This window comes from Kiloniella spongiae (genome assembly GCF_001026905.1).
GTDB lineage: Bacteria > Pseudomonadota > Alphaproteobacteria > Kiloniellales > Kiloniellaceae > Kiloniella > Kiloniella spongiae.
The window spans coordinates 149,803-175,513 of the sequence record NZ_LAQL01000006.1; the positions used below are offsets into that span (position 1 = coordinate 149,803).

26 protein-coding genes are annotated in these 25,711 nt (G+C 44.7%); 12 read left to right on the plus strand and 14 right to left on the minus strand.

The window, feature by feature from the left end; genetic code table 11:
• Nucleotides 1-15: 15 nt before the first annotated feature.
• The 8 genes from WH96_RS09645 to WH96_RS21315 form a co-directional block, all read right to left on the minus strand.
• Nucleotides 16-468, minus strand: coding sequence for a carboxymuconolactone decarboxylase family protein (locus WH96_RS09645; protein ID WP_156176768.1), 453 nt, complete (start codon nucleotides 466-468; stop codon nucleotides 16-18).
• A gap of 180 nt (nucleotides 469-648) precedes the next feature.
• Complete coding sequence (locus WH96_RS09650) at nucleotides 649-1,857, minus strand: M24 family metallopeptidase (protein ID WP_047763956.1); 1,209 nt, start codon at nucleotides 1,855-1,857, stop codon at nucleotides 649-651.
• Nucleotides 1,858-2,312: 455 nt separating this feature from the next.
• Entirely contained in the window at nucleotides 2,313-2,858 is a 546-nt protein-coding gene (locus WH96_RS09655) for a hypothetical protein (protein ID WP_156176769.1), read from the minus strand.
• A 159-nt stretch (nucleotides 2,859-3,017) separates the two neighbouring features.
• Nucleotides 3,018-4,469: a heme biosynthesis protein HemY gene (locus WH96_RS09660; protein ID WP_053005810.1), complete on the minus strand. Its 1,452-nt coding sequence runs from the start codon at nucleotides 4,467-4,469 to the stop codon at nucleotides 3,018-3,020.
• Nucleotides 4,469-6,088, minus strand: a complete 1,620-nt coding sequence (locus tag WH96_RS09665; RefSeq protein WP_047763958.1) for a COG4223 family protein — start codon at nucleotides 6,086-6,088, stop codon at nucleotides 4,469-4,471. The genes WH96_RS09660 and WH96_RS09665 overlap by 1 nt, the downstream gene beginning before the upstream one ends.
• 103 nt (nucleotides 6,089-6,191) lie before the next feature.
• A complete protein-coding gene (locus WH96_RS09670; protein WP_053005811.1) occupies nucleotides 6,192-6,905 on the minus strand; it encodes a uroporphyrinogen-III synthase in 714 nt (237 codons plus the stop codon).
• Nucleotides 6,906-6,925: 20 nt separating this feature from the next.
• A complete protein-coding gene (gene hemC / locus WH96_RS09675; RefSeq protein ID WP_047763959.1) occupies nucleotides 6,926-7,876 on the minus strand; it encodes a hydroxymethylbilane synthase in 951 nt (316 codons plus the stop codon).
• A 192-nt stretch (nucleotides 7,877-8,068) separates the two neighbouring features.
• A complete protein-coding gene (locus tag WH96_RS21315; RefSeq protein ID WP_053005812.1) occupies nucleotides 8,069-8,953 on the minus strand; it encodes an alpha/beta hydrolase family esterase in 885 nt (294 codons plus the stop codon).
• A gap of 319 nt (nucleotides 8,954-9,272) precedes the next feature.
• On the opposite strand from WH96_RS21315, the gene tsaD reads away from it, so the two are divergent.
• The 4 genes from tsaD to WH96_RS09700 all read left to right on the plus strand — a co-directional run bounded on the left by tsaD (nucleotide 9,273) and on the right by WH96_RS09700 (nucleotide 12,220).
• Nucleotides 9,273-10,346 carry a tRNA (adenosine(37)-N6)-threonylcarbamoyltransferase complex transferase subunit TsaD gene (gene tsaD, locus WH96_RS09685; RefSeq protein WP_047764244.1) on the plus strand — a complete coding sequence of 358 codons (1,074 nt, stop codon included), beginning with the start codon at nucleotides 9,273-9,275 and terminating at the stop codon, nucleotides 10,344-10,346.
• Nucleotides 10,343-11,347, plus strand: coding sequence for an NAD(P)H-dependent glycerol-3-phosphate dehydrogenase (locus tag WH96_RS09690; RefSeq protein ID WP_047763960.1), 1,005 nt, complete (start codon nucleotides 10,343-10,345; stop codon nucleotides 11,345-11,347). The genes tsaD and WH96_RS09690 overlap by 4 nt, the downstream gene beginning before the upstream one ends.
• 41 nt (nucleotides 11,348-11,388) lie before the next feature.
• The gene (locus WH96_RS09695) at nucleotides 11,389-11,670 is read left to right on the plus strand and encodes a YciI family protein (protein WP_047763961.1); all 282 of its coding nucleotides are present in this window, start codon (nucleotides 11,389-11,391) and stop codon (nucleotides 11,668-11,670) included.
• A 133-nt stretch (nucleotides 11,671-11,803) separates the two neighbouring features.
• On the plus strand, nucleotides 11,804-12,220 hold the full coding sequence (locus WH96_RS09700; protein WP_047763962.1) for an EVE domain-containing protein: 417 nt from the start codon (nucleotides 11,804-11,806) through the stop codon (nucleotides 12,218-12,220).
• A gap of 60 nt (nucleotides 12,221-12,280) precedes the next feature.
• Here WH96_RS09700 and WH96_RS09705 read toward each other — a convergent pair whose 3' ends face one another.
• The 3 genes from WH96_RS09705 to WH96_RS09715 form a co-directional block, all read right to left on the minus strand.
• On the minus strand, nucleotides 12,281-12,760 hold the full coding sequence (locus WH96_RS09705; RefSeq protein ID WP_156176771.1) for a hypothetical protein: 480 nt from the start codon (nucleotides 12,758-12,760) through the stop codon (nucleotides 12,281-12,283).
• 197 nt (nucleotides 12,761-12,957) lie between these two features.
• Nucleotides 12,958-14,202 carry an MFS transporter gene (locus WH96_RS09710; protein WP_047763964.1) on the minus strand — a complete coding sequence of 415 codons (1,245 nt, stop codon included), beginning with the start codon at nucleotides 14,200-14,202 and terminating at the stop codon, nucleotides 12,958-12,960.
• A gap of 53 nt (nucleotides 14,203-14,255) precedes the next feature.
• Nucleotides 14,256-14,426, minus strand: coding sequence for a hypothetical protein (locus WH96_RS09715; protein WP_156176772.1), 171 nt, complete (start codon nucleotides 14,424-14,426; stop codon nucleotides 14,256-14,258).
• A gap of 190 nt (nucleotides 14,427-14,616) precedes the next feature.
• On the opposite strand from WH96_RS09715, the gene WH96_RS09720 reads away from it, so the two are divergent.
• The 3 genes from WH96_RS09720 (at nucleotide 14,617) to acs (ending at nucleotide 20,312) form a co-directional block, all read left to right on the plus strand.
• Complete coding sequence (locus WH96_RS09720; protein WP_047763966.1) at nucleotides 14,617-16,302, plus strand: sensor domain-containing phosphodiesterase; 1,686 nt, start codon at nucleotides 14,617-14,619, stop codon at nucleotides 16,300-16,302.
• Between the two features lie 111 nt (nucleotides 16,303-16,413).
• On the plus strand, nucleotides 16,414-18,099 hold the full coding sequence (locus WH96_RS09725; protein ID WP_047763967.1) for a sensor domain-containing phosphodiesterase: 1,686 nt from the start codon (nucleotides 16,414-16,416) through the stop codon (nucleotides 18,097-18,099).
• Nucleotides 18,100-18,371: 272 nt separating this feature from the next.
• Nucleotides 18,372-20,312: an acetate--CoA ligase gene (acs, locus tag WH96_RS09730; protein ID WP_047763968.1), complete on the plus strand. Its 1,941-nt coding sequence runs from the start codon at nucleotides 18,372-18,374 to the stop codon at nucleotides 20,310-20,312.
• A gap of 67 nt (nucleotides 20,313-20,379) precedes the next feature.
• Here the strand turns inward: acs and WH96_RS09735 are convergent, their stop codons facing one another.
• On the minus strand, nucleotides 20,380-21,288 hold the full coding sequence (locus tag WH96_RS09735) for a LysR substrate-binding domain-containing protein (RefSeq protein ID WP_047763969.1): 909 nt from the start codon (nucleotides 21,286-21,288) through the stop codon (nucleotides 20,380-20,382).
• Nucleotides 21,289-21,393: 105 nt separating this feature from the next.
• On the opposite strand from WH96_RS09735, the gene WH96_RS09740 reads away from it, so the two are divergent.
• Both WH96_RS09740 and WH96_RS09745 read left to right on the plus strand, forming a co-directional pair.
• Nucleotides 21,394-21,708 carry an antibiotic biosynthesis monooxygenase family protein gene (locus WH96_RS09740; RefSeq protein WP_053005813.1) on the plus strand — a complete coding sequence of 105 codons (315 nt, stop codon included), beginning with the start codon at nucleotides 21,394-21,396 and terminating at the stop codon, nucleotides 21,706-21,708.
• A gap of 32 nt (nucleotides 21,709-21,740) precedes the next feature.
• Nucleotides 21,741-22,298, plus strand: coding sequence for a histidine phosphatase family protein (locus tag WH96_RS09745; RefSeq protein ID WP_162200138.1), 558 nt, complete (start codon nucleotides 21,741-21,743; stop codon nucleotides 22,296-22,298).
• A gap of 35 nt (nucleotides 22,299-22,333) precedes the next feature.
• Here the strand turns inward: WH96_RS09745 and WH96_RS09750 are convergent, their stop codons facing one another.
• Complete coding sequence (locus WH96_RS09750; protein WP_047763972.1) at nucleotides 22,334-23,278, minus strand: Rossmann-fold NAD(P)-binding domain-containing protein; 945 nt, start codon at nucleotides 23,276-23,278, stop codon at nucleotides 22,334-22,336.
• Between the two features lie 211 nt (nucleotides 23,279-23,489).
• Between WH96_RS09750 and WH96_RS09755 the strand changes: the two genes are divergently transcribed.
• Nucleotides 23,490-23,855 (plus strand): winged helix-turn-helix transcriptional regulator, encoded by a 366-nt coding sequence (locus WH96_RS09755; protein WP_047763973.1) that lies wholly within the window; start codon nucleotides 23,490-23,492, stop codon nucleotides 23,853-23,855.
• Nucleotides 23,856-24,115: 260 nt separating this feature from the next.
• The gene (locus WH96_RS09760; RefSeq protein WP_047763974.1) at nucleotides 24,116-24,922 is read left to right on the plus strand and encodes an ImmA/IrrE family metallo-endopeptidase; all 807 of its coding nucleotides are present in this window, start codon (nucleotides 24,116-24,118) and stop codon (nucleotides 24,920-24,922) included.
• Between the two features lie 16 nt (nucleotides 24,923-24,938).
• Here WH96_RS09760 and WH96_RS09765 read toward each other — a convergent pair whose 3' ends face one another.
• Complete coding sequence (locus WH96_RS09765; protein WP_047763975.1) at nucleotides 24,939-25,301, minus strand: helix-turn-helix transcriptional regulator; 363 nt, start codon at nucleotides 25,299-25,301, stop codon at nucleotides 24,939-24,941.
• A 123-nt stretch (nucleotides 25,302-25,424) separates the two neighbouring features.
• Here WH96_RS09765 and WH96_RS22330 point away from each other — a divergent pair, with 123 nt between their 5' ends.
• Complete coding sequence (locus tag WH96_RS22330) at nucleotides 25,425-25,598, plus strand: hypothetical protein (RefSeq protein WP_204248167.1); 174 nt, start codon at nucleotides 25,425-25,427, stop codon at nucleotides 25,596-25,598.
• Nucleotides 25,599-25,711 lie beyond the last annotated feature (113 nt).

The window sequence follows — 25,711 nt, forward strand, 5'->3', positions numbered from 1 at the left end:
ATGGACATTCTCATATCAATGCTTGGATATCTGTATACGGTTCCACAGATTAATCATCCCGATATCTGTCGTAATTAATGTAATTTCCTTGTCAGAAAAATGTTGTCGCAAATCAGAACGAAGTTTCGCATAATTTGTTTTCGGATCAAATATTGTCAACGCTTCGGTCCAAGCCAACGCAACCCTTTCGGCTACTGAAAATACGTCCACATGGCGCCAGACAATCACTTTATCCAGCTTGTCCTGGCTAACTCCGGCTTTCCGAGCGTCAGATGTATGCATGTCTACACAATAGGCGCATTGATTTATTTGAGACGCCCGTAACTCAATAAGTGCAGAAAGAGAATGCTCTAAACCACGTTCAGCCATCATCACATGAACCTGACCTAAATACCCGATCAGCTTGGGGTCATTTTTTTCATGTATAACAGGTTTTTCAGATGTCAGAGATACAGAAGAAGTTGCCATCGTCATATTTCCTTTGTTCTTTTTGATGTTGCTTTCAGGAATATGACGCTTAAAGAGCTCTTAATGTGACATCGATTATTAAAATATCTATGCAAAAGAAAACCCGGCACAAATATGCCGGGCTTAAAGTTTGAGATATCAAAACCTCCAAAATGGAGTGTTTCAATCAGGGGAAGATCTTTATTTTCTGATAATGTTATGTTCCGGGCCATACGGGAATTTGGTTATATTTTCAGCGCCATCTTCGCCGACGACCAGAATATCATGTTCGCGGTAACCGCCTGCACCCGGATTACCTTCTTCAACCATGATCATTGGCTCCATAGAAACAACCATACCCGGTTCCAGAACTGTTTCGACATCTTCACGCAGTTCCAAACCAGCTTCACGACCATAGTAATGGCTCAGCGTTCCAAACGAGTGACCATATCCAAAAGTCCGATACTGAAGCATATCGTGCTTTTTGAAGATTTCATTAAGCTCGAGCGCAATATCACAGCAACGTACACCGGGTTTGATCAATTCGAGGCCAGCTTCGTGAACTTCGACATTTGCCTTCCAGTATTTCATGTGCGCATCAGATGCATACTCGGCAAAAAGCGTTCTCTCTAGAGCAGTGTAGTATCCAGCAATCATCGGGAAACAGTTCAAGCTCAGGATATCACCAGATTCAATCTTACGGCTTGTCACAGGGTTATGTGCACCGTCTGTATTGATCCCGGACTGAAACCAGGTCCAGGTATCCATAAGTTCAGCATCAGGGAAGGTCTTAGCGATATGGCGAATCATTGCCTGAGTCGAATGAAGCGCAACTTCGTGCTCAGGAACACCAACAGCAATGGCTTCCGCACAAGCTGCACCACCAATATCAGCCGTTGCTGCACCATGTTTGATAATTTCAATTTCTTCCGCAGATTTCAGCATCCGCATCCGCATGGTCGGCGATCCGATATCTACAAATTCCGGACTTCCGAGGGCCACAGCCATCTTGTTTTTGTTATCAATGTTAATGTGATCGAATTCCAGACCGACACGCCCCAGATTTTGTCCGGATAATTCATCTTTGATTGCAAAGAAATAATTATCTTTTTGCCAATCCGTATAGATGACATTGTCATCAAAACTGCGCCTCCAAGGCTGAGCACCATCGATATTGGCAGTTACAGAGATATGTTTGTCCTGGGTAACAATTAGGCCATAAGGGCGACCAAAAGCACAGTACACAAAATCATTGAAATAATTGATGTTATGATACGAGGTCAAAACCACGGCATCAATATCATTATCAGCCATATGGCGACGTAGCTTGCCAATACGGCGTTCCATTTCTGCTCTGGAAAATGTGCCTTGTACTTTTTCTCCGTTACGGATGCGCAGTGTGCGTTCCATTGCTGACTCCAATAGTAAGGGAATTAATTTTCACCCTATTGGTATCAAAAAAATATTCATAAAAATAATTTATAATATCAATTTGAATATAAAAATTTTAAATGAATGAGGATCACCTTCGGGGGAAGATGATCCTCGACACGCAAACCAGCAATCTTTTAAGGGAAAAGTTGTGGCTCAACGCAAAAGAATTGCATGCCAAGCTATCTTGATTTAGCCGCACACAATCACTGTGATATCCCCTGCTTAGGCCAAATGATAACATCCGTGCAACAAGAATTTATTAGGCTAATTTTGTGTAAATTTTTATATATTTTAAGGACTTAAGATTATCTCCCCTAATAACAAAGGAAAACAATGCCTTATAATATGCCGATCTATTCTACAAAAGAATATCAGTTCGAAAGCTTATCAAAACAGTGAGGAAAATTATTCAAAATCTTTTTGACTTGATATTAGTCAAGCACGTGAATCTCTTTTAGATTCCAGATCCAACTTGCTGTCGACATTTCCGTATAATTCGTCTCGCCATCCTCTTCCTTGATCATACAAGGCAAAAGCAGACGGATCGGCCCCTTCATCTTAACTCTGATTTCATGCATCTGATGCCGGGTTGCCACAAACAAACAATTTGCAGGCCACATGGACAGAGCCAAATCAATGGCATATCCACCTAAAGCAACCAACTTGACCTTATCCACATCGGCCATCTCTGAGGCTTTTAAAATATCAGATAAAAGTACTCCCTGATATTTACCAGCCTCATTTTCCCAGACTGGTGGAAGAAAAACTTCATAGAGAGGTAATTTCTCGAGATCCACAATTCTGAATTTCGAAATTTTCTCTCCGTTCTTAACCATAAGTACGCGTTTATTGCTAATGGAGCTCTCTAATTTGTCGTCGAAAAGACTAACATGACTTATCTGTGCACCGACTTTTGAAATCACGGCAAAAATCACGCAGCCAAGAATTAGCATTGATAAAAAAGAGTCCTTTTTCAAAACAAACACCTCTTTTCTTACAATAAATATGCCTGCGAATTAAACAGAATTACGAATAGCTGTATTCGAGGAAGAACATACTACCAGTTCTAACCGACCTTATATTCTGGTCGATCAGAAGCAAATCTGCCGGAGGCGTTTGATTTCCTCATGATAAAATCAAGCGCCTGTTTCTCTTGCTGCCCCTTCAATCTCTGTTGGTTTAGCAATCACAATTTCATTACTGTCCGTATTCTCTAGCACAAGCGATGCGCCGGTTGCCATTTCAATGCCCTTTGGCTCAGTTCCTTTTGGTCCAATGACCTTTTCTTCCGTCAGAATTGTCGGACGTTTCCAGGTCAGCGAATCAAATGAGCCACAATCACCACAATGAGCTTGCCAGTTTTCGGCAATTGCACCACAGGACTCACAAACCCAATTATGAGCGATAAGCGCGGTTTCCGATTTTTCAAACCATTCAGCCGCAGCACGACTGTTACCATGCTCTTCTTGCTCTAGCCGTCCCATCAAACGACACACCAGACGGCTTGGGCCACCTTGCTCGGATGCCTGTTTCAAATGACGTCGAGCTTCACCCCATAGTTTTGCTGATAAATTAGCTTCCGCCAGGGCAATATGGCTTTCATAGTGATCTTTATTCTGCGCGACCATCTGTCCCAAACGCTTGGCCCGTTCGACATTACTTTCAGAAGGCCAAAGTGTTAAAAACACCCGCGCAAGATCACGGTGAGGCTGTTTAGTCCATGTCTTTTTTAAGGTTTTCTCAGCATCTTTAATACGCCCAGCGCGATGATAAGCTTCGGCAAGAAAAGCCACCGCAGGTACCAAATCAGGCGCCAATTTGTGCGCCTCTTTGGCAAAAGCGAGTGAGGCTTGAACTTCACCCTGATCATTTGCTTTCAAAGCTTGCTGCAATTTAACAACAGCTCGTTTTCGTGCAGCTTCAGCAGGAGTAAGATTTTTTGTCTTAGCCCCTTCTTTCAAAGCCTGATCTGCAATTGCAAACTGTCCTGTTGCTTCCGAAAGTTCAAACAGACTTTCCTGAACCCAAGGTGTTTTGGGACTTAGGGTATGTGCCTGCTTTGCAAGTTCCAGCGCTTCGGTAAAATCACCGCGACGTTGTGCTTGCATTAAAAGTCCGCGCAGTCCAAGGAAACGAGTTTCCTTGTCTTCCAACATGGCATTGAAATAATTGGTCGCGGCCTCTTCATTTCCCTGCAACTGTGCCGCCTGAGCAGATAAAAGCATGGTCAACGGTGGTTCATCAGACAGTAAATTTTCCGCTTTACGGGCCATCGCAAGGGCCGTCTGCGCTTCACCAGCAGCCACAGCAACCATACCATGGGTCAAGGCTTTGTATCCGCGTTTTTTGCGATTATCTTGACGGGCTTGGCCGAAAAGTGCTGGCGCGTTGATGAGGCTACGCCAAAACCGGTACAAGAACGCAGCAGATATTGCCAAGGCCACGGCAGCAAGAAAGAGAACCCCAACCGTTGTTTCCAGACGATACCCAATCCAGTCAACAGAAACCAGACCCGGACGGTTCGCAATCCATATAACAATTGTTAGAACAATCGCCAGTTTAAGAAAATAAATCAGTGTCCGTTTCATTATTCAATACCTCCGGCACCGCTACCTTGTGCCGTGACACCAATTAGAAGCAAAGCCAATTTTTGACTGATTTGTTCACCTTCCTCGCGCTGATTGGCCAGTTCAAGCCAATCTTGCATTCCCGAACTTGCAGCCGAGGTAAGATTTTCAAGCTCCTGCAAAGCACCCGATAAATCACCGTCTTTCAGATAGTTTTCTGCCCGAGCCAAGACACTGGATGTTCCCTGTCCATCCAGAACATCAATTGGACGTATTGAAACCACATCCGTAACCCGACCGATCGCTTTATCGACCCAGCTCTGCCCACCGGCAATTTTATCAGCCGTAAGCGCATCGCGCGCCGCAGCAGGAAAGCGCGCCCGTAAATCAGTCAAACTAGGCAATCCAACAGCTGCGAAAGAAGACAGCGGAGACACCATTTCACCAACAGTACTGTTTTTTGGTGCAACGGCACGGACAAGATCAAGCTCTTTCACAAAAGGGCCAGATCCACGCAACGCATCACGAAGCTGTAAAACACCAAGAGCAAGATAAACATCACCAGTTGCTGGACCAGAAAGCAATGCTGGGGAAGAAACCGGTGCGTTGATCTTCAGGCCTTCTACTTCGGATACAAGCGCGTTTATTTGCGTGCGGATAGATGCCAGTTGCTGAACAGAGGCCGCGTTGAGACTGTCGCCAACAGATGAAGAAGCAAGCCCTGAGCTCTCAATAACATTGATGCGTTGACGCGTTTGCTCTAACTCGGTCCTCAGGGCATCTACAACGTTCTTATCCGCATCACTTGACGTTACAACCACACCGCCGCTCGTCAGACCGTTTAATTGTCTTTCAAGTTCAGACTGTTCCAGTTTAAGTGTACGCACTGTTTCTGAAAGCGACAGAAAGCGATTTTCATCAACACCTTTGCTTTGCGAATTCAAAACGTCTCGTTCTAATCCCGCAATTCGATCTTCTAAAGAACTGACGCTCGGCGTATTACTCTCAACCCCAAATGTGGGGATCTTCTCAACAAGAGGTAACCATTCACTGCGGAAGAAAACAGCTGCAGCCATCGACAGCGCACAAAACCCCACACCATAAAAGAAACTGTTCAGGGTTCCACCCTTTTTAACAACGGTAACAGTGTCCGTGTTTAACCGCTCGTTATCATCATTGAATTGACGAGGATTTGTATCGTTGCTTTTAAGCGTATCACCATTTTTCTTTGCTGCAGCCGCTTTTGATCCCGATGCAGGTATTGAACTCGTGGCTTTAAGGGTAGATTTTATCTCGGATTTTTCATCCGCTATACCTGAAGTATCCAGATCAGGTTCATCTGACTGCAAAAGATCACTTTCACGAACCCTTGCCACATTAAGTGTAATCTTCGATTTAGCTGCGGCCTGAAGAATATCTTCATGGCGGGCAGAGGGAATGGAATCACGCTCTTTCCACCCCTGCACGGTGCTAACAGCAATGCCCAGTTTACTGGCCAGAGGCCTCAAACCACCAAAAGCATTGATAATTTCCTGCGTTGGACTTTCGCTAACCGCTTTCTTATCAAGCGATTTGTTGTCGTCTTTTACAGAAGAACCTGTTGTTGATTTGTTTGATTTGTCGCCCTGTTTGCTGGCCATAGTATCCTCTGTCATCCAGATTGTGTTCAATCCATACGATCAAAACACGTCATTAAGGAAACTATGCGCCAGAGTTAAGGTAAAATCCAGTACGTACGTACACTTATTTGTTTGATGCAATTAACTTTATCATATCAGCCCTGTTCGGCTTCGCAGGAACCAAAAGCTTGCACACAGGTATTTGATCAAAGCAATCCGCAACCGCCTGGCTTAAACAATAGATGGTCAAACCTTCTAGACTGGCTAATAAATCCTCTTGAGATAATAGTGCTAAAAATACTTTAGAAGAACGCGGTGAAAAAAAGCTTATTTCATTGATTTTATTTTCTTTTAACAAGTTTTCTGTTTGTCGAAGCAGTGTTTTGGACGACATCGCCTCATACAAAACTTCACGACGATAAGAATAGCCCGCCTGACAGAGATTTACGTGTAAATCTCCTGCTATTTTCGAAGCTGCAGGATGCAACAAAACTCCTGTTTCTGGCTTTAGTTTTACCTGTACAAGCTTAGCTAAATCACTCACATCACCATTTGCGGAATAGGCGGTTTCGAATCCGCATTTGCGCGCGGCTTCAGCAGAGCTTTCCCCCACACAAAAAGCCGGCAAGGAATAGTCTTTACTATTTAACTGATAAGCACGTACACCATTTGCAGAGGTAAAAAGAACGGCCTGCACGTCAGAGAGGTCAAGTTTGATCGAATCCCCATACACGATATCAAAAACCGCATCAAAAAACACCTCGCGCCCCAATTGGCGAAGCTCTGAAGCAAAAGGCTCCTGATCCGCTTGTGGACGCGTGACAAGGTGAGTGATCATTAATGACCTCTATGATTAAATCAGGATTGCTGCTCTTCAAGGGTTTTGAAAAATTCTTCGCCGGCCTGTTCTTTCAGTTCCCGGCCTGCAGACCGCCCCATTTCTTCAGCTGACGATATAGGACCACGCCGCTCTGTTGTGAAGATTTCACTACCATCTGTTGCCGCCAGCATTGTCCGGAGATAAAGCTCATCGCCTTCTATTTCTGCAAGTGCAGCGATTGGTGTTCGACAAGATCCATCCAGTTCCGCAAGACAAGCGCGTTCTGCAGTGATGCGCTGCATCGTCGGTTCATGGTGAATAGCATCAACATATCTACGGATACGATCATCACCGGTTCGGACTTCCAGTCCCACAGCCCCTTGTGCAGGAGCTGGTAACATCTCTTCGATTGATAGAGCAGCCGTAATCAAATCGGATTGTTTCAGTCTGTTCAAACCCGCAACAGCAAGCAGGGTCGCATCAACCTGTCCCTCTTCCAGTTTACGCAGTCTGGTCTGGACCGATCCGCGAAAAGTAATAACTTCAAGGTCCGGGCGTTTTGCCTTGATCTGGGCTTGCCTGCGCAACGACGCAGAACCAACAACAGCCCCTTTGGGAAGCTCTGCCAGCGAGTTTGCTTTGGATGAGAAAAGCGCATCACGAGGATCTTCCCGTTCCAAAACGGTAGAGATTTCCAATCCATCAGGTAACCATGTCGGAACATCTTTCATAGAATGTACAGCTATATCAATGCTACCATCCTGAAGACCATCTTCAATTTCCTTGGTAAAAAGCCCTTTGCCACCAATCGCGGACAAGGCCCGATCCTGAATCATATCACCAGTGGTTTTGATCACAACAATCTCAACAGACTCTTCATCTCTTAGATCTGAATGTGTCTCTTGCAACAGACGTTTAACTTCAAAAGCTTGTGCCAGAGCGAGGGGACTTCCCCGGGTACCAAGACGAAGAATCGGATTATCAGTCATCAATTATTGCCATATATTCCTGTAAGTCCGGATGGAGAGATTCATCCAGAGAAAATTCAATCAAGCGCACCTTACTCTTTCAGTCACGTTTCGACAATTCTTATGGTGCCTGTAAATCGCGCGGCGAACCGACGCAGATTTAATCTGTATTAACCACTAAATATAATTAAATCAGGAAAAGTAAGAAAATGCTTACAGGCTTTCTTTGCCCACTCTTGCATTTTTTAAATTCTCAGCCCAATCCATGCCTTGAGCCAACCATTTCATTTTAATGTTGTGTCCACCTTTGTGGAGACATAGTTCCATCTCTTTGCCTGTCGAACATCCTCGCCAAATTTCACAAGACATATCTTCAAGAGAAACTTTTTTAGAGTTTGCATCACATCGATTGGTTTCTTGCCAGATACGCACGCCTGTTTTCACATCACCTTGATGCCACCGCGCCCCGATGGGTCGCCCCGTCATTGGAACGACACGATCCGACAGTCCGTGAATGTGTCGGATATTTACCGGAGCTTCACAGGACACAGGATGGGGCCGCCAAAACGATCCTGCGATTGGAAAAAAGGCTGAAAACTCTTCACCCATATAACACGCAACATCCCAGGCCATCGATCCACCTTGGGAAAAACCGGAAACCCATAAGCGAGTGTTATCAATTTTATGCCGAGATTTAACATCTTTAAGAATATCTTTGGTAAAGGCGATTTCATCTCGTCGTTCGCTCGGTGCCCCGACATTGGACCAACTACGATTGAGGCCATCAGGAATAACCAGCATCACACCCCTTGAAGAAGCCAGCTCCTGTAAAGCATTATTCTTCAGGACAAGATCTGCACTCTGCCCATAACCGTGATAATAAAATAATGTTGGATAAGGCTCTGCGCTATTTTCAGCTTCGTTTCTTATTTCAGTTTCAGCTTCTGGCATGACTATGACATAGCGCCCTGAATCCAGAACGATTTCTTCAATCTCTAGACTTGCCTTTACTTGCTGACCCGCAGCTTGAGACAGCGAGGCGAGAAATAATCCGCCAAGTAACAGTCCAATAACAACAAAAGCTTCAATTTGTTTCATAAAATCTCCAACTAAGAGCATGACCCTGTCAAATGCCACAAACAGTAACTTATTATTAATAAGACGACCTTGGCGACTTTTCCACCTCACAGAAAAACAACTTTTAGTTATATGTTCTCAAAAGATAGAAACTTGTTAACTTATAAAACGCCTAATCGCTGTTATTTCAGCAGTGAAACCTTGCCGAAATGTTGGGAATAGTATTTTCTACAAAAAGATTTTGAAATATGAAGCTAAGCTGAAAAATGAGATACAGTCTCTCTAATAACTCAGTTCAGATAACTCTGCTAATTTGAAAAGCATGGCCGGATTAAAAAACATGAAGGTACTAGGTATCGAAACCAGCTGCGACGAAACCGCAGCGGCCATCGTTGATAGTAACCATAACATTCTCGCCAACAAAGTTCTTACCCAGTTGGAAGAACACAAACCCTATGGTGGTGTTGTTCCCGAAATTGCAGCGCGCAGCCACATGAACCATCTTGATCGCCTGATAAGATCTGCGTTGGAAGAAGCTAATCTGGACTTTGATCAACTGGACGGCGTTGCAGCGACCGCAGGTCCTGGCCTGATCGGCGGTGTTTTTGTGGGCGTTATGACAGCCAAGGCAATTGCCGCTGCACGCAAGCTGCCTTTCCTTGCTGTGAATCATCTTGAAGGACATGCTTTAACCGCGCGCCTGACAGAAAAAGACGCTGCCGATTTTCCCTATCTTCTCCTGCTTGTATCCGGCGGGCACTGCCAGCTTCTCGCCGTTGAGGATGTCGGACGTTATAGCCGATTGGGCGGCACCATTGATGATGCCGTGGGTGAAGCTTTTGATAAAACCGCCAAGATGATGGGACTGCCTTATCCCGGCGGACCAATGATCGAACAGATTGCCAAAAATGGTGATCCCAAACGTTTTGACCTGCCACGTCCCATGAAAGGGCGACCGGGCTGTGATTTCTCTTTTTCAGGCTTGAAAACAGCCATACGTAAACAAATCCTTGAATGTGCCAGCAAGGGAAGAAGCGAAGAAGCTGATATTGCAAACCTGAGCGCACAGGATAAAGCCGATCTCGCAGCCTCATTCCAGTTGGCTGTCGGCGATGTTCTTGTTGATCGCTGCAAAAAAGCCATGGAAGTATTTCAGAATACCTATGGACAACCGGGACCATTGGTCGTCGCGGGCGGTGTTGCGGCGAACTTGGCATTACGCGCCCGCCTTACAGAACTCACAGATACCTATAACACCAGCCTGCTGGCTCCACCCGTGAAGCTCTGTACCGATAACGGTGTTATGATTGCCTGGGCCGGATTGGAGCGCCTGCGCCTCGGCCTTACAGACTCGTTGGATTTTGCTCCGCGCCCTCGTTGGCCACTCGATCAACTTACAGGCGCTGAAGCATGACAGACAAGCCCGTAAAAACTATTGGTGTTCTTGGGTCTGGTGCCTGGGGCACAGCCCTTGCTGCCGTTGCTGCAGAAGCTGGAAATGATGTTATTCTATGGTCGCGCAATAAGGACGTTGTTTCTGATATCAACAAGAATCACGAAAACAAGCTCTACCTGAAAGGCGCAAGCCTTAGCCCTAAAATCACTGCAACAACAGAAACATCAGCCCTACAAAATTGTGACATACTCTTACTCGTCGTTCCTTCTCAGCATTTAGGTGCTGTCTTGGAAGCCAGCAAAGATCAAATCAATTCGAAAACACCGCTTGTTCTCTGTACCAAAGGCGTCGAAATCAAAAGCGGGCTTATGATGACAGAAATGATTACCGAAATACTCCCGGAAAATCCACTTGCTGTTCTCTCAGGCCCAACCTTTGCTATTGAGGTTGCCAACAAATTGCCCACTGCGGTTACTCTTGCCTGTGCAGACGAGAGTCTAGGCAAAGCCTTGTCAAAAACATTAAACAATCGCTCCTTTAGGATTTACCAATCTCTTGATCCTATCGGGGCCGAAATTGGCGGGGCTGTAAAAAATGTAATCGCGATCGCCTGTGGCATCGTTGCGGGTAAAAAACTTGGTGACAATGCCCGTGCCGCGCTGATCACCCGTGGTCTTTCTGAAATTGTAAAGCTGGGTCTTGCTAAAGGCGGACGACGGGAAACACTTATGGGCCTGTCGGGGATGGGGGACCTCACTCTCACCTGTACGGCCACACAATCCAGGAACTATGCCCTCGGCAAAGCCTTGGGCGAAGGAATCAAAATTCAGGATTACCTCAAGGGCCGCATTACGGTCGCTGAGGGATTAAGCTCTAGCAAATCAGTGACAGAGCTTGCCCAGAATCTCTCTATCGATATGCCCATCTGTGATGCCGTGTGCAGTATATTGCACAACAATGCAGATATTGACAAAACAATCGCCCAGCTTCTCGCCCGCCCTCAAAAGGCAGAAGTGTAAACGAGCCAAGACTTTGACCCTCAAACATTAGGAAACATTCAATGAAGTTCATCTTTTCATGTGTCGATAAAAAAGATCACACCCACGTACGCGCCGAAAACCGTCCGGCCCACCTGGAATATCTTGGCCAGTTCATGGATCACATTGTGGTTGCAGGCCCAACACTGGGGACCGACCATGAAAGCATGACGGGCAGCCTTCTTATTCTCGAATTTGATGATGTCGCTGCCGCCCAAGAATTTGCCCTCAACGATCCTTACAACAAAGCCGGCCTCTTCGAGCAGGTAACAATCACTCCCTGGAAACAGGCTCTACCAAAATAAGGTTCAGACCAAGGTAAACTTTTGCCGAAATGAATGTACCGTTCTGAATCTCAATAGCACTGCTTGTTTACCTAGCAAGCAGTGCTACTCTCTTTATGAGCACGTTATAGCAAGGCCTTAAAAGGAGATTACTGTGGCATATTGGTTGATGAAGACAGAACCCGGTAGTTGGTCTTGGGAAGACCAGGTAGCCAAAGATGTCGAGCATTGGGACGGTGTTCGCAATTACCAGGCATCGAACAATATGAAGGCTATGAAGGTAGGTGATCGCGTTTTTTTCTATCATTCCGTCAAAGAAAAGAAGATCGTCGGCATTGTCGAGGTTTGCAAAGAATATTACCCCGATCATACGGATAAATCTGGACGTTTTGGAATGGTCGATGTCAAAACGCTTTATCCCATGATCAAACCTGTCAGCCTGGAAGAAATCAAAGCACATCCTGAATTACAAGACATGGCCCTTATCAAACAATCACGACTTTCGGTTATGTCCGTCAATGATGGCGAATGGGAAATTATCTGCGCAATGGGCGATACAAAACCAGCTTAAAGAATTTTATCGGTATAGAGTTTCTATGTCGATTATAAGCCTCGTTTTAGAATGTAAGCTTTAATCTTTCGCCAAAATTTTGCCAACGGCTTCTTCCAGAGCCGTAATCAATCCCTGGCCTTCTTTGCCGCCATCACCTTTGGTTTTTTGCGAAATAATAATCCGCATTGTATTCACATGTGCTTCAATCAGGTCCAGACGTTCCTCTGCCACAGCCGCATTTTCCTGGATAAAATGACACAGTGATTTTGCAGCCAATGACAAAAGCGGATAACTGAATGTTGCTGCCTGCCCCTTGATATTATGGCCAATAGTGTGAATCTCTTTTATACAGTGCGCACCTTCAGATGGATCGTTTTTAGCGGTCTGAAGAAATTCACTTATCTGCGTAACCTCATCGCCGACCAAAACCTCATAATCACCTTCCATCTCTGAAAGTGCATGCTCTGCTTTTGCAACAATATCCTCAAGTTCAGGGCCGCCTTCGGATGGCACCTTGGGCTTCAGATTGTTGGTTGGCATATGCAATTTCACTTCCACTTTTACGTCCTGTATATTTCTGAAACGGCCAATATTCGATCTCAATATCTAATCTGGATCCGATCTGGGTCTCAGGCATATTATCACCTAGTCTACAGGATGAAACCTTAATCAAGTGCAAAGAAAATTATCCCCAACGAGAATTCAACCAACAGTCGTTTTACCTTTAAAAACCCCGAGTTAATTGACGTAATCTTTTAGGTCGCTTGTGGAAGTCGCCGTAGAGGTTCATCGGTAATCGGCCAATGAACGATGGCAGCAAAAACACCGAGGAAAATCGAAATCCACCACACCAAATCATAGGATTGCGTCGAATCGTATAACACACCCCCCAACCATACGCCGATGAAGCTGCCAACCTGATGGCTAAAGAAAACAAAGCCAAACAAAGTCCCCATATATTTCGGACCAAAAATCTGGGCAACCAGACCTGATGTCAAAGGCACTGTACTCAACCACAAAAGCCCCATGGCAAAACCAAAGACAAGAAAGGAAACCGTCGAAGCGGGAATGAGAATGAAAGCGAGAATTGCGACAGAGCGCGCAATATAGATCCCAGATAACAGATATTTTTTTCGGTAAGTACCGCCCAACGCCCCCGCAGTGTAAGATCCGAAAATATTTGCCAATCCAACCAGCGCCAATGTCCAGGCACCAACTTCCGGAGCCAGGCCTTTATCAATGGCATAGGATGGAAAGTGAACAGTAATAAAAGCTAAATGAAAGCCACAGACAAAGAAACCGGCAATCAGCAACCAGTAACCTCTATGCCCTGCAGCTTCCTTTAAAGCTTCAGACATTGACCCCTCAGGCAACATCACAGCATCAGGCTCAACAGAATTGTTCGATGTCGACGAAACTCCCCGCAAAAAATAAGATGCGGGAACAATCAGCATCAAAAGTCCCGCAAGGATTAACAGAGCATCTTGCCAACCAAAACTTTGCAACAAGCTACTTCCCAAAGGAATAATCAAAAACTGTCCCAAAGAAGCTGACGCCGTTGCAATACCCAGCGCCAAAGAGCGCTTGTCTTCCGTAACAGATCGCCCGATAACAGCCAGAACAACACCAAAAGTTGTGCCGCTCAAACCAATACCGACAAAGAAGCCCGGTCCCATATGGGATGCAATTGGCGAGTAGTCCATCACCCCCAGAATAATGCCACCAGCATAGACCAGCACACTCAATGCCAGAACGCGCCCGGCACCGTAGCGATCCGCAATCATTCCAGCAAAAGGTTGAGCAGCGCCCCAAAGCAAATTCTGAATGGCAAGCGAAAAGGCAAGAACTTCTCGCCCCCAGTTCAGTTCATCTGTAATGGGTTTGACAAACAGGCCATAACTGGACCTGACACCAAAAGCCAAACAAAGCACCAGACACCCTGACAACAAAACGACCCAAATTGGTCGGGAGGAGGAAATGGTTTTGTCAGCACACGTCATAGAATTTACTCACACAGGGGGCAATACAGTTCGGGAGGATGCAACCTTAACCGTCAAGAAAAACAACTACCAATCCATAAGGCAGCATCCCAGAACTTAGCGCCAAAGGCCTCTATAGATCCGGGGAAAAACAAAATCGCCGCCAGGCACACAACCAGGATGATTAAAATAACCAAAAGATGTTTCAGAACAGGTTTCATAATATTGATCATACGCGCTGTCATAAAAATCACCAATTGAATCAATCTAATCATTAACTCAAGATTTTATAATCCGAAATCAAAATCATCATAGGTTAAGATAATCACAACTTCACACTCATAGGTATTTTCACGTTGCTTTAACTTCTTGGGCTTAGTCTGTGCAATTACTGACGCTTTCAACTATAAGAAAGCAGGAAAACCTGGGGACCAAATGGGCAACGAAAGTTTGATAAGTTCCTTACGCCAGGAGCGTGATCGTTTTCTCGCGTTTGCTTTTTGCCGGGCAGACCTTTTGCTAGAGCTCTCGGAAAAGCATGAAATTGTTTTCGTTAGTGGCGCAACCCAATCCATATTTGGGCGTTCTGTAAAAGATCTCATCGGTATGCCCATAGGTGATTTGGTTTTGCCTCACGAAGAACCGGTTTTAAAGCACCTTTTATCCGGCATGGTTGGTGGCGTCAGGCCCGACCCGATGAATATCGACTTTAAAAACAAATCTGGAAAGGCCCAGCCACTTTCACTGACCGGATACTACGTTGAGGATCTGGAAAAACATTATTTTCTGTCCTGCAAACTTCCTTCTACTATTGCAGCCACATCACCAAAAACAAATCGCCAAGCAGGTGGTGCTGTTGTTCATGATCGCGTTAGCTTCGGAAAAACAGCAACTGAACATCTCAAAACCAATCCAGATGATAAACTCACCTTTATCGAGCTTGAAAACTATGACGAGTTTGCAAAAAAGCTGGATAACGATACCCGGGAAGAACTATCGGAGACAATCAACAGTTATCTGCGTGCCAGTTCATCAGAAGCAAATTCAGCAGCATCGTTCGGAAACGGTAAATACGGCCTGATCAGCCGTCCAGATCTGAATATAGACAAGCTAACTGACGAAATTTCAAAGCAGGTAAAAGCTGCTGATCCCAAAGGCGTTGGACTAAAGGTTGAACAAGCAAGCATTGCTCTTGCAGACAGCGGTATTTCGGGGGGAAATGCAGCCCAGGCCTTAAGCTTTATGATTCAGCAATTTGCCCACGACCAAAGCGAAAATTTCAGCCTGGAAGATCTGGCACATTCACTTCCAGAAATTTTGGCTCGTATAAAAAAAACAGCAGAAAGAATTATCAGGGTCACCGAAGGCGGCGACTTTATGATTGTCTTCCAGCCCATTGTGGATTTGAAAACACGCGCAATACATCACTATGAAATTCTCGCACGTATAAACGATGAAACAGGATCACCACAAGAATTTATAAGATCCGCAGAAGACTTGAATCTTATCAAGGGCTTTGACCTCGCCATCTGCCGAAAAGCAATCAAGTGGATACAAAATAATCCCAGCAAACAGTTCAACCGCTCAATCGCCATAAACCTGTCCGCAGCATCCATCGGGGATCCCAATTTCATCAAACAACTGGTCCCATTATTAGATCCACTGAAGGAAACACCAGAAGCTCTGTTGTTTGAAATTACCGAATCAACCAGAATTCCAGACCCCGTTATTGCCAATGAAGCAATGCAGACTCTTCGTAAACTCGGCCACAAGGTATGTCTGGACGATTTTGGAGTCGGCGAGGCTTCACTCCAATACCTACGCCTGTTCCAAGTTGATGTTCTCAAAATTGACGGAAGTTATGTTCGCGATGCTTTGGAAGACGAAACATCGGCACATATTCTCAAGGCCATTGCCGATCTTTGTCGAAAACTGAACACACAGACAGTTGCTGAAATGGTTGAGGATGAAGAGACAACTCAATTATTGATCAACTGCAATGTGGATTTTGGACAAGGTTATTATTTTGGACGTCCCTGCAATGACATCAGCCTTTTCGAAGAGCCAGACAAACCTCGCACAGTTATTCGACGCGGAGAAACAACCGAAACCTGGTCCTAGATTGATAGTATTACACTCATGGGTAACCTCGCTTTAACTTCTCGGCTTTAACCTGACTAATTCCTTTCGCGCTTTCATGTATTAAGTAATGAAGAAAATTTTGGGAACAAAATGGATAATGAAAGTTTAATAAGTTCCTTACGCCAGGAACGTGATCGTTTCCTCGCTTTTGCATTTTGCAGAGCCGATCTTTTACTCGAACTCTCTGAAAATCATAAGATTGTCTTTGTCAGCGGAGCGACACAGGCAATCTTTGGGCGGTCAGTCAAGGAACTTATCGGCACGGCGATTAGTGACCTCGTTTTATCGCACGAAGGGCCTGTTCTCAAACATCTTTTGTCCGGTATGGTTGGGGGCGTACGACCAAACCCAATGAATATTGATTTTAAAAGCAAATCGGGAAAAATTCAGCCTCTTTCCCTGACAGGTTACTATGTAGAAGATTTAGAAAAGCATTATTTTATTTCTTGCAAAATCCCTGCTTCTATTGCTGCTACATCTCCTAAAACAATGCGACAAGCTGGCGGGGACATTGTTCATGATCGTGTTAGTTTTGGACAAACCGTCACGGAACATCTGAAAAGTAACCCTGAGGACAAATTAACTTTCATTGAGCTGGAAGATTACGAAGATTTCGCCAAGAAACTGGATAAAGATGCGCAATCAGAGCTTTCAGAAACAATCAACAGCTATTTGCGCGCCAGCTCATCAGAAGCCAATTCTGCCGCTTCATTCGGAAATGGCAAATATGGTCTGATTAGCCGTCCAGATCTGGATATTGATAAACTAACCGACGAAATTTCACGTCAAGTTAAAGACGCAGATCCCGATGGAGTCGGTCTCAAGGTTGAACAGGCCAGCATCGCCCTTGCAGACAGCGGCATTTCTGGTGGCAATGCAGCTCAGGCACTAAGTTTTATGATTCAACAGTTTGCGCATGATCAAAGCGAGAATTTCAGCCTCGCTGATCTGGCACACTCACTTCCGGAAATTCTGGCGCGGATCAAAAAAACCGCAGAGCGTATCATCAAAGTAACAGAAGGAGGCGATTTTGTAATTGTCTTCCAACCTATTATCGACCTGAAAACACGCGAAATACATCATTACGAGGTTTTAGCCCGCATCAACGATGAAACCGGATCACCACAAGATTTCATTCGCTCTGCCGAAGACCTTAACCTTATCAAAGGCTTTGATTTGGCTATCTGCCGTAAAGCAATTAAATGGATTCAGAATAATCCAAGCGACGAGTATACCAGATCAATAGCTATAAATCTTTCCGCTGCCTCTATTGGTGATGCAGATTTCATCAAGCAATTGACGCCCCTTTTAACCCCGCTCAAAGACGATCCGGATTCCCTCCTTTTTGAAATAACAGAATCGACAAGGATTCCCGATCCAGTCGTTGCAAATGAAGCAATGCAGACATTGCGTAATCTGGGGCACAAGGTTTGTCTTGATGACTTTGGTGTCGGTGAAGCTTCATTACAGTACCTTCGCCAGTTTCAGGTTGATGTTCTGAAGATTGACGGCAGTTACGTACGCGATGCTTTGGAAGACGAAACATCTGCACATATTCTCAAGGCCATTGCCGATCTTTGCCGCAAACTCAATACCAAGACTGTTGCAGAAATGGTCGAAGATGAAGCAACTACTCAACTACTGATTAACTGTAATGTTGATTATGGACAGGGATATTATTTTGGTCGTCCCTGTAATGACATCAGTATTTTTGAAGAACCGGATAAACCCCAGACAACGGGTCAGCGTTCTGGCTCCAAAGAAACTTGGGTATAAACTAACAAGTCAAACCTCTCTGTATAAAACTTTTCTCTCATCACACCTTTGTGGCCCCTAATCATGCGCAAAGTACAATAGTGGTGCGAAAATTAATCAAAGCACAATGCTGCATCGCAACATAATTTTCATTAACAGGACAATAGCTTATCGATTATTTCCAAATTACCCTTGAGAAATCAGGAAATTCCGTAAATAATCCCTGCGAATAAAAAACCGCTGATAAAAATAAAGCAGCGCAACAATAAATAATAATATAGGGAGACCGAAACATGTCGGACGCCACTGTTTTTCCCGTACCGGAAGATCTCGCCCAAAAAGCATGGGTAGATGAACCCCGTTACCTTGAAATGTACCAGCAATCCATCGAAGACCCCGAAGCATTTTGGGCCGAACATGGAAAACGCATTCACTGGTTTAAACCCTTTACCAAAGTAAAAGACGTAAATTACGGCCCAGGCGATGTTCATATCCGTTGGTACGAAGACGGCACAACAAACGTCTGCTATAACGCGATTGATCGCCACTTGCCGACCAAAAAAGATGACACCGCAATCATCTGGGAAGGTGATGACCCCAGCGAACATGAATATATCACCTATGGGCAGCTCCACGATAACGTAAGCCGTTTCGCCAATGCCATGAAAGCCCGTGGTGTGAAAAAAGGTGATCGCGTCACCATTTACATGCCAATGATTCCCGAAGCCACCTATGCAATGCTGGCTTGTGCCCGTATTGGTGCCGTTCACTCCGTTGTTTTTGGTGGTTTCTCACCCGATGCACTGGCTGGCCGAATTCAAGGCTGTGAATCCAACTGTGTGATTACCGCTGACGAAGGTTTACGTGGCGGACGCAAAGTACCGCTCAAGGCCAATACAGACAAAGCACTGAAATCTTGCCCTGATGTGGATACCGTTTTTGTTGTCAAACGCACTGGTGGTGATATCAACTGGGACGACAAGCGCGATGTCTGGTGGGATGAAGCCTGCGCCGCAGCAGACAAAGAGTGCCCCGCTGAAGAAATGAAGGCCGAAGATCCGCTTTTCATTCTTTTCACATCTGGTTCTACTGGCAACCCAAAAGGTGTTCTCCATACAACAGGTGGCTACCTCGTTTATGCTTCCATGACGCATAAATACGTCTTTGATTATCATGATGGCGATATTTACTGGTGTACTGCTGACGTAGGCTGGATTACGGGACATAGTTATATTGTTTACGGTCCGCTTACCAATGGCGCAACGACGCTTGTTTTTGAAGGTGTTCCAAACTATCCGACAGCATCCCGTTTTTGGGAAGTATGCGATAAACACAAGGTAAATATTTTCTACACCGCCCCAACCGCAATCCGCGCCTTGATGCGCGAAGGCCTTGAAGCAGTCAAAAGAACATCTCGTTCTAGCATTCGTCTTCTTGGAACGGTTGGTGAGCCAATCAACCCTGAAGCGTGGATGTGGTACCATCAGGTTGTTGGTGAAGGCCGTTGCCAGATTGTCGATACATGGTGGCAGACTGAAACTGGTGGTATTCTTATAACCCCATTGCCGGGTGCAACACCGCTTAAACCTGGCTCTGCGACAAGACCATTTTTTGGCGTAAAACCTTTGCTCGTCGATAATGAAGGTAAAGTAATCGAAGGGGCTGGCGAGGGAAATCTTTGTATCTCTGACTCATGGCCTGGGCAGATGCGGACGCTTTATGGTGATCACGAGCGGTTTGTACAAACCTATTTCTCTACTTACGATGGCCTTTATTTCACAGGCGACGGTTGCCGCCGTGATGAAGATGGTTATTACTGGATCACAGGACGCGTTGATGATGTCATCAACGTTTCAGGGCACCGCATGGGGACCGCCGAAGTGGAATCAGCCCTTGTAGCCCATGCCAAGGTCGCTGAATCTGCCGTGGTTGGCTATCCGCACGACATTAAAGGACAGGGCATCTACGCTTACGTCACGTTGAATGCAGGCGAAGAACCAAGCGATGAACTTCGCAAAGAACTTGTCGTTTGGGTCAGAAAAGAAATTGGTCCGATTGCAACACCGGATATGCTGCAATGGGCACCGGGATTGCCGAAGACCCGTTCAGGTAAAATCATGCGCCGTATTTTGCGTAAAATTGCCGAAAATGACTATGGCAGCCTAGGGGATACCTCCACTCTGGCCGATCCATCTGTTGTTGATGATCTTATTGAAAACAGAATGAACAAATAAAGAGTTCTTCGCTTTATCAAAAAGGCAGCTTCTCTGGAGCTGCCTTTTTTTGTTTCAACCATCTCAATCAAGCTGGTTCTTTCCATTGCTGCTTCAAGAAATCAAGTAACACACGTAGTTTCAAAGGCACAAAATCAAGCTTTTGATAGTAGAACCACATTTCAAAGGTTTTGCTTTTTAAATGCGGCAGCACCGGAACCAGATCACCTCTTTCAATCTCGTCTTGAATAATCAACTCCGGGACATAAGCAATACCCTGCCCCTGACAAGCCGCCGCAATCAAAGCTTCTGTATTGTTACTGGAAAGCCGCCCAGAAACATCAACACTAGCCTCACTGGTGACATCTGTATTATCCCCACAATAAAAATGCCAAGTGGTCGCCTTTGTGTTTTCACCATATAACAAACATGCGTTTGATCTCAGGTCATCGCTATCAGACAAGGGTTTGCGCTGAGCCAGATAATTCGGGCTGGCAAAAAGTTGATTATAATAGCGACAAAGCCGTTGCCCCACATAGGCCATGGAATCAAAATCATCAATCTGCCGCGCCAGTGAGAGATCAACGCCGGCTAAAGGCAAGGTCTCGTAGGCGGCAGATTTAAACTCAATATCTATATCAGGGTTTTCACTTAAAAAAGGCCCCAGCCTGGGCAACAAAACCCTATTTAATAAAGGGGACGGTGCTGCAAGGGTGAGACGCCCACGCGGATTTTTCCCTAAATCCTGCGTTTCATCCAACAGGGTCTGCCACTGACCATGCAAAGAAACCATACGATGATAAAAATTACTTCCGGCCTCGGTTAAGGTAATACGTCGGGTAGTTCGTCTTAATAACTGTACCCCCATCGCAGCTTCCAGTTCGGTGATCCGCTTGCTGATAACAGATGGGCTAACGCTCATAATACGTGCCGCCGCTGCCATCGTCTGATTTTCCACAACCGTTTTAAAAATCAAAGCGCGCTGAAATGAATCCATATTCGTTCCAAAATGAGAATAAACAGTTATCAATTATGCTAATTGTTCTCACTTATTTAAGCAATATGATGCCTCGTCATTTATATGAACCAAAAGGACAAGACGATGTATGTTGTTGAGATTGTGAGCTGGAAAGCGGCACCAAATGTAACCGATCAACAGATGATTGATGCCGTTCAGGCAATGGTTCCCGACCTCGAAAAATTACCCGGATTTAGGTATCAGTCCCTCTCAAAAGATGATGACGGTCTATGGATGGATATTTACTATTGGGACACCAAAGAAGATGCCCATAAATCAAACGATTTGATGGCAAACAAACAGTCTTTGCAAGACCTCATCCCCCTTATTGATATGAGCAGTCTGAAGATAGATGTTTTGACACCTCATCAAGAGTCAGGCTTAGTAAATTTTTCCTGACAAATACTATGCCACCCCGATAAATGCCCCAAATGCTGATTGAAAAACCCTTCTATTTTCTAAGACACGGTCTAACGGACTGGAACAAAGAAAAACGTTATCAGGGACAACGTGACATCCCACTTAACGACGAAGGCATTCAACAGGCATATCAGGCACAGGCCCTTCTAAAGAACGAAGATATTACAGCGATCTATACCAGCACGTTAAGCAGAGCAAAAAAGACCGCTGAAATCATCAATGAAATCCGCAACGTGCCTTTGGTTGAATCATTGGCCCTACAGGAATGCCATTATGGTTCTTTAGAAGGCCAACTGAAAACAGATCCAGAAGTCGACGCCAATTGGCGTAAGGGAATAACACCCCAAGGTGCTGAAGATTATCTTAGTTTCTCAGCGCGGGTACTCGAAGCCATAAATACAGCTCTAAACAACGACGGTGTACCTCTGATCGTGGCGCACCGTGCTGTTTTTTGGCCCATCGCAGAGGCAATAAATATCCCTTATAATATCGACTTGGGAAATGCCTGCCCGGTTCTCATGCATCCTCCAAGATCAGGTAACGACATTTGGAATGCCGAGTTCATATAAATAGAATCTCTCAGTCTGGTTTGTTTACTCTGTCTCTAGACCAGGCCTTCATATATCTTCTTATCCGGGTCGATTGCCGCGCGTTCTTTTTGACGCATGATTTTCCAAACCTGAAATAGAGCATCTGATAGCTTGCTTTCCCCGGCAATTGGAGTTGCCTTTGGATCGCTTGTGATATTTCCCAGATTCATCTGCTTATAATAATCACGCCACAACACAGCAGCACTTTCGTCCAATCCCTGATCAATCATGATCTGGAGCCAGTCATCTTCGGGCAGCGATAGAGATGCAATATGCTTATTGAGAACGTTCCGTCCGGCCTCAACAATTTCATCCAGATTGTAGGCTTCCGGCCCATGAAGCTCTAGCAGGCTATAGCCGTCAAGCGGATCAAGGGCGGCTGAAACCAGAACAGAGACAAGATCATTTCGTGCCACCATTGCATAGCTCTGCTTTTCAATGAAAAAACTGGGGAGTACCGAATGGTGTTTGGCCATCGCCATACCGGACGCCAGATTCTCCATGATAAAGGCAGTCCGGATGATCGTCAGGTTTTCACAAATGCCTTTGAGATCGCTTTCCAACTGCCCAAGCGTATCCGCCCAACCAAGTTTTTTTTCTGCCCCCATAGCTGATAACAGCACAATTTTTATCTCTCGCGCATGATCCGTCGGAAAATCAGAAACACTTGAAGAAAGCGCATCCATCAAAGCAGATCGATAGTCATCCACAGCGCCCAACAAACCTTCTTCACTTAAAAAGGGTGGCAAGATAACAATGAGTGTCTGCACACCGGAAAGTGCCTTTGTCCAACTGGCTGCATGCTTGGGGTCACCTTCATTTACCTCAACCCCACGACCACGCCATAAATCGCGACAAGCTGCATCCGCAGTTAAAACCCGAGCCAATTGCCCTTGTCCAACCAACTGCTCTGTTACCGCGCGTCCAATGGGGCCACCTGCATCTGCCACAAGGTACATCTTAAACTCCCTTTAGATTAGGCTTTCCTTATCTCTCTCCTGATCCGGGCAATCAAGAAACAAAAAGACGCACGGAAGTTTTCTTGTAGAACTGTCAGCAAGGATATTGTTTTTATTTTGAACCCAATAAAATGATAGACTATCTATGAGATGATTTTTCTCTCTTAACAGCGATTAAAATTTCCATCTTACTCTAGTCAGAAAGCGACCGATGCGATCAACTTGTCCTATTTCCCAAACACTGGAAATTCTGGGTGATCGCTGGACCCTTCTCATCATTCGTGATCTGATGTTTTTTGGTAAAAGCCAGTACAAAGAGCTTTTGAGTTCTCCAGAAAAGATATCGACAAATATTCTTGCAGATCGTCTCAAACGCCTTGAGCAATCAGGCATTATTGAAAAAACATCCTATCAGGATAATCCACCACGTTATGAATATCACCTCACTCAAAAGGGACAGGGTCTCCGCCCGCTCATGCGCGAAGTGACAACCTGGGGGATGGAGCATATTGAGAATACCGAGATACCATTGGATGCACTGAACAAAGAGACTTCCAAGAACGAACCTCCCGCTTGATCAACCTGGCTTTAACGAACTGCAATCATCAGAGCTTCAAACTGCACTTATCGGGCTTTTGAAACTACTACAGCGTCAAGAAAACATCCGATTAATTTACAACCACAATAACACCAAAGGTTGTGCATCAATTAATTTTATATAATGTTTGAATTGTTACCGTACTTCCGCTTTCGACCCAAAGCGGACATTGTAAGAATTTTAAATTCATGACTGTCTGGGCAATTAGCTCGTTAACTAAAACATTTAGGCGTTTGAAGATGATTGAAGTGCAAAAAGGAGTGGCTGAAGCTGAAAATACCTTAGAAGAGTTAGGAATTGACCAATTACCAATAGTTCCTTCAGAAGTCGTCGATATTATTAGCTCCAATGATTTCAGAGTAGTTATGGAAGTGCATGATTTTTCTTCTAAGAAAATACTTGGCAAGGCTCAAGGCAATAAGAACGCTGCACTAATTTATATAAACAAAAATATTCCTGACATAGGACGTTTTAATTTTACGGCAGCGCATGAAGTTGGTCATGTTTGCATGCACATAATGCCACAAAAAAAAATGTTCTTTGAATGCGGTAACAAAGAATTGTCTAACGCATTTAATGATCCAATTGAGCGACAGGCAAATGGCTTTGCATCTGGTCTTCTTATGCCTAAGCAACTAATTAAGAAGCTTACAGATGGAGAGATTAATTGGGAAAATATATCTAGAATATCGTCTGTTTGCGCCAGTTCATTGGAGGCGACGTTAAGGCGTATGTTGCTTCTAAGTAAAGACCCGACTGCCCTTGTGATCCATCAAAATGGAGAATTCAAACGATTTGTTGTGTCAGACAATTTTGAATTTTATGTCGAAAATTATCCATTATCATCCAATCAAAGAGAGTTATTAGTTGATGTAAAAGAGCAATCATACCCTTCCTGTTTTGATGAAGTTGATGCTTCAGATTGGGTTAACCCTCAGTATAGAGGCGATAAATTAGAACGTTTGTACGTAAGTTCAATTTTATTGAACGATGGGTTTTCATACTCCTTAATTACTTATGATGACGACTGCTTTTCTGATCAATGAATCTCAATACCATCTATCATTCCTTTGGGGTTATTTCCTTTAGACGTACAGCCATATCTCTTAACCTATCCTGATCTTCTACAGAAAGATCATCAAGTACGTCCCACTTGCGATAAAACTCCCTACTGCGTACATCGGTCTCAGAAGTTTCCGCAAAATCTTCTCCAGTTATTTCATGTAGTGGTACTTTTAGTGCTGCTGATAGCTTACGTAATACTACTATTGTTGGAATTCTTTCCCCGCCTTTTTCTATCTTACTTAGAGCTGCACCACTAATACCCGCCTCTTGAGCTAACCGGGCTTGATTCCAATCGACTTCACTCCTTAGTTTTTTAATAGCGTTACTAATTTTTTGAGCTTGTTCTGTTTTACTGATCATAAATTAACTCCTGTTAAAAAAAATATTAACACCTGTTGACATCCTTGAAAAGAGTCCCAATATTATTAACTAGAGTTAATATTGATATTAACCAAAGTTAATGACAAAAGATGAGGTTTAGTAATGGCTACAAATCCACCAAAAGGTGATGGTCATCGTAACGGGGCCGTTCGAGGAAGATCACAAACAAAGACCCCGTCGGGACACTACGTTAAGCGTGATTCTGATACGGGACGCTTCATGGATGTTAAAACATCAGATAAAAAACCATTTAAAGGCGTTAGGAAGGAGAAATAATAATGATGAAAGGAGCGACATACCTAGTTGTAGGTGAACTGCCTATTCTGGGTGTGCGCTGCGATCAAAAAAGATACGAAGAACTTACAGATAAAATTTTTTGGTCATAATGT

Coding starts and splice junctions, on each gene's coding strand:
- WH96_RS09710 (WP_047763964.1), bottom strand. CDS start 14,202: ATGACGTGTGCTGACAAAACCATTTCCTCCTCCCGACCAATTTGGGTC.
- WH96_RS21315 (WP_053005812.1), bottom strand. CDS start 8,953: ATGAAACAAATTGAAGCTTTTGTTGTTATTGGACTGTTACTTGGCGGA.
- WH96_RS09645 (WP_156176768.1), bottom strand. CDS start 468: ATGGCAACTTCTTCTGTATCTCTGACATCTGAAAAACCTGTTATACAT.
- WH96_RS09690 (WP_047763960.1), top strand. CDS start 10,343: ATGACAGACAAGCCCGTAAAAACTATTGGTGTTCTTGGGTCTGGTGCC.
- WH96_RS09760 (WP_047763974.1), top strand. CDS start 24,116: ATGATTGAAGTGCAAAAAGGAGTGGCTGAAGCTGAAAATACCTTAGAA.
- tsaD (WP_047764244.1), top strand. CDS start 9,273: ATGAAGGTACTAGGTATCGAAACCAGCTGCGACGAAACCGCAGCGGCC.
- WH96_RS09665 (WP_047763958.1), bottom strand. CDS start 6,088: ATGGCCAGCAAACAGGGCGACAAATCAAACAAATCAACAACAGGTTCT.
- WH96_RS09755 (WP_047763973.1), top strand. CDS start 23,490: ATGCGATCAACTTGTCCTATTTCCCAAACACTGGAAATTCTGGGTGAT.
- WH96_RS09740 (WP_053005813.1), top strand. CDS start 21,394: ATGTATGTTGTTGAGATTGTGAGCTGGAAAGCGGCACCAAATGTAACC.
- WH96_RS09725 (WP_047763967.1), top strand. CDS start 16,414: ATGGATAATGAAAGTTTAATAAGTTCCTTACGCCAGGAACGTGATCGT.
- acs (WP_047763968.1), top strand. CDS start 18,372: ATGTCGGACGCCACTGTTTTTCCCGTACCGGAAGATCTCGCCCAAAAA.
- WH96_RS09735 (WP_047763969.1), bottom strand. CDS start 21,288: ATGGATTCATTTCAGCGCGCTTTGATTTTTAAAACGGTTGTGGAAAAT.
- WH96_RS09715 (WP_156176772.1), bottom strand. CDS start 14,426: ATGACAGCGCGTATGATCAATATTATGAAACCTGTTCTGAAACATCTT.
- WH96_RS09660 (WP_053005810.1), bottom strand. CDS start 4,469: ATGAAACGGACACTGATTTATTTTCTTAAACTGGCGATTGTTCTAACA.
- WH96_RS22330 (WP_204248167.1), top strand. CDS start 25,425: ATGGCTACAAATCCACCAAAAGGTGATGGTCATCGTAACGGGGCCGTT.
- WH96_RS09750 (WP_047763972.1), bottom strand. CDS start 23,278: ATGTACCTTGTGGCAGATGCAGGTGGCCCCATTGGACGCGCGGTAACA.
- WH96_RS09650 (WP_047763956.1), bottom strand. CDS start 1,857: ATGGAACGCACACTGCGCATCCGTAACGGAGAAAAAGTACAAGGCACA.
- WH96_RS09765 (WP_047763975.1), bottom strand. CDS start 25,301: ATGATCAGTAAAACAGAACAAGCTCAAAAAATTAGTAACGCTATTAAA.
- WH96_RS09720 (WP_047763966.1), top strand. CDS start 14,617: ATGGGCAACGAAAGTTTGATAAGTTCCTTACGCCAGGAGCGTGATCGT.
- hemC (WP_047763959.1), bottom strand. CDS start 7,876: ATGACTGATAATCCGATTCTTCGTCTTGGTACCCGGGGAAGTCCCCTC.
- WH96_RS09695 (WP_047763961.1), top strand. CDS start 11,389: ATGAAGTTCATCTTTTCATGTGTCGATAAAAAAGATCACACCCACGTA.
- WH96_RS09745 (WP_162200138.1), top strand. CDS start 21,741: ATGCTGATTGAAAAACCCTTCTATTTTCTAAGACACGGTCTAACGGAC.
- WH96_RS09670 (WP_053005811.1), bottom strand. CDS start 6,905: ATGATCACTCACCTTGTCACGCGTCCACAAGCGGATCAGGAGCCTTTT.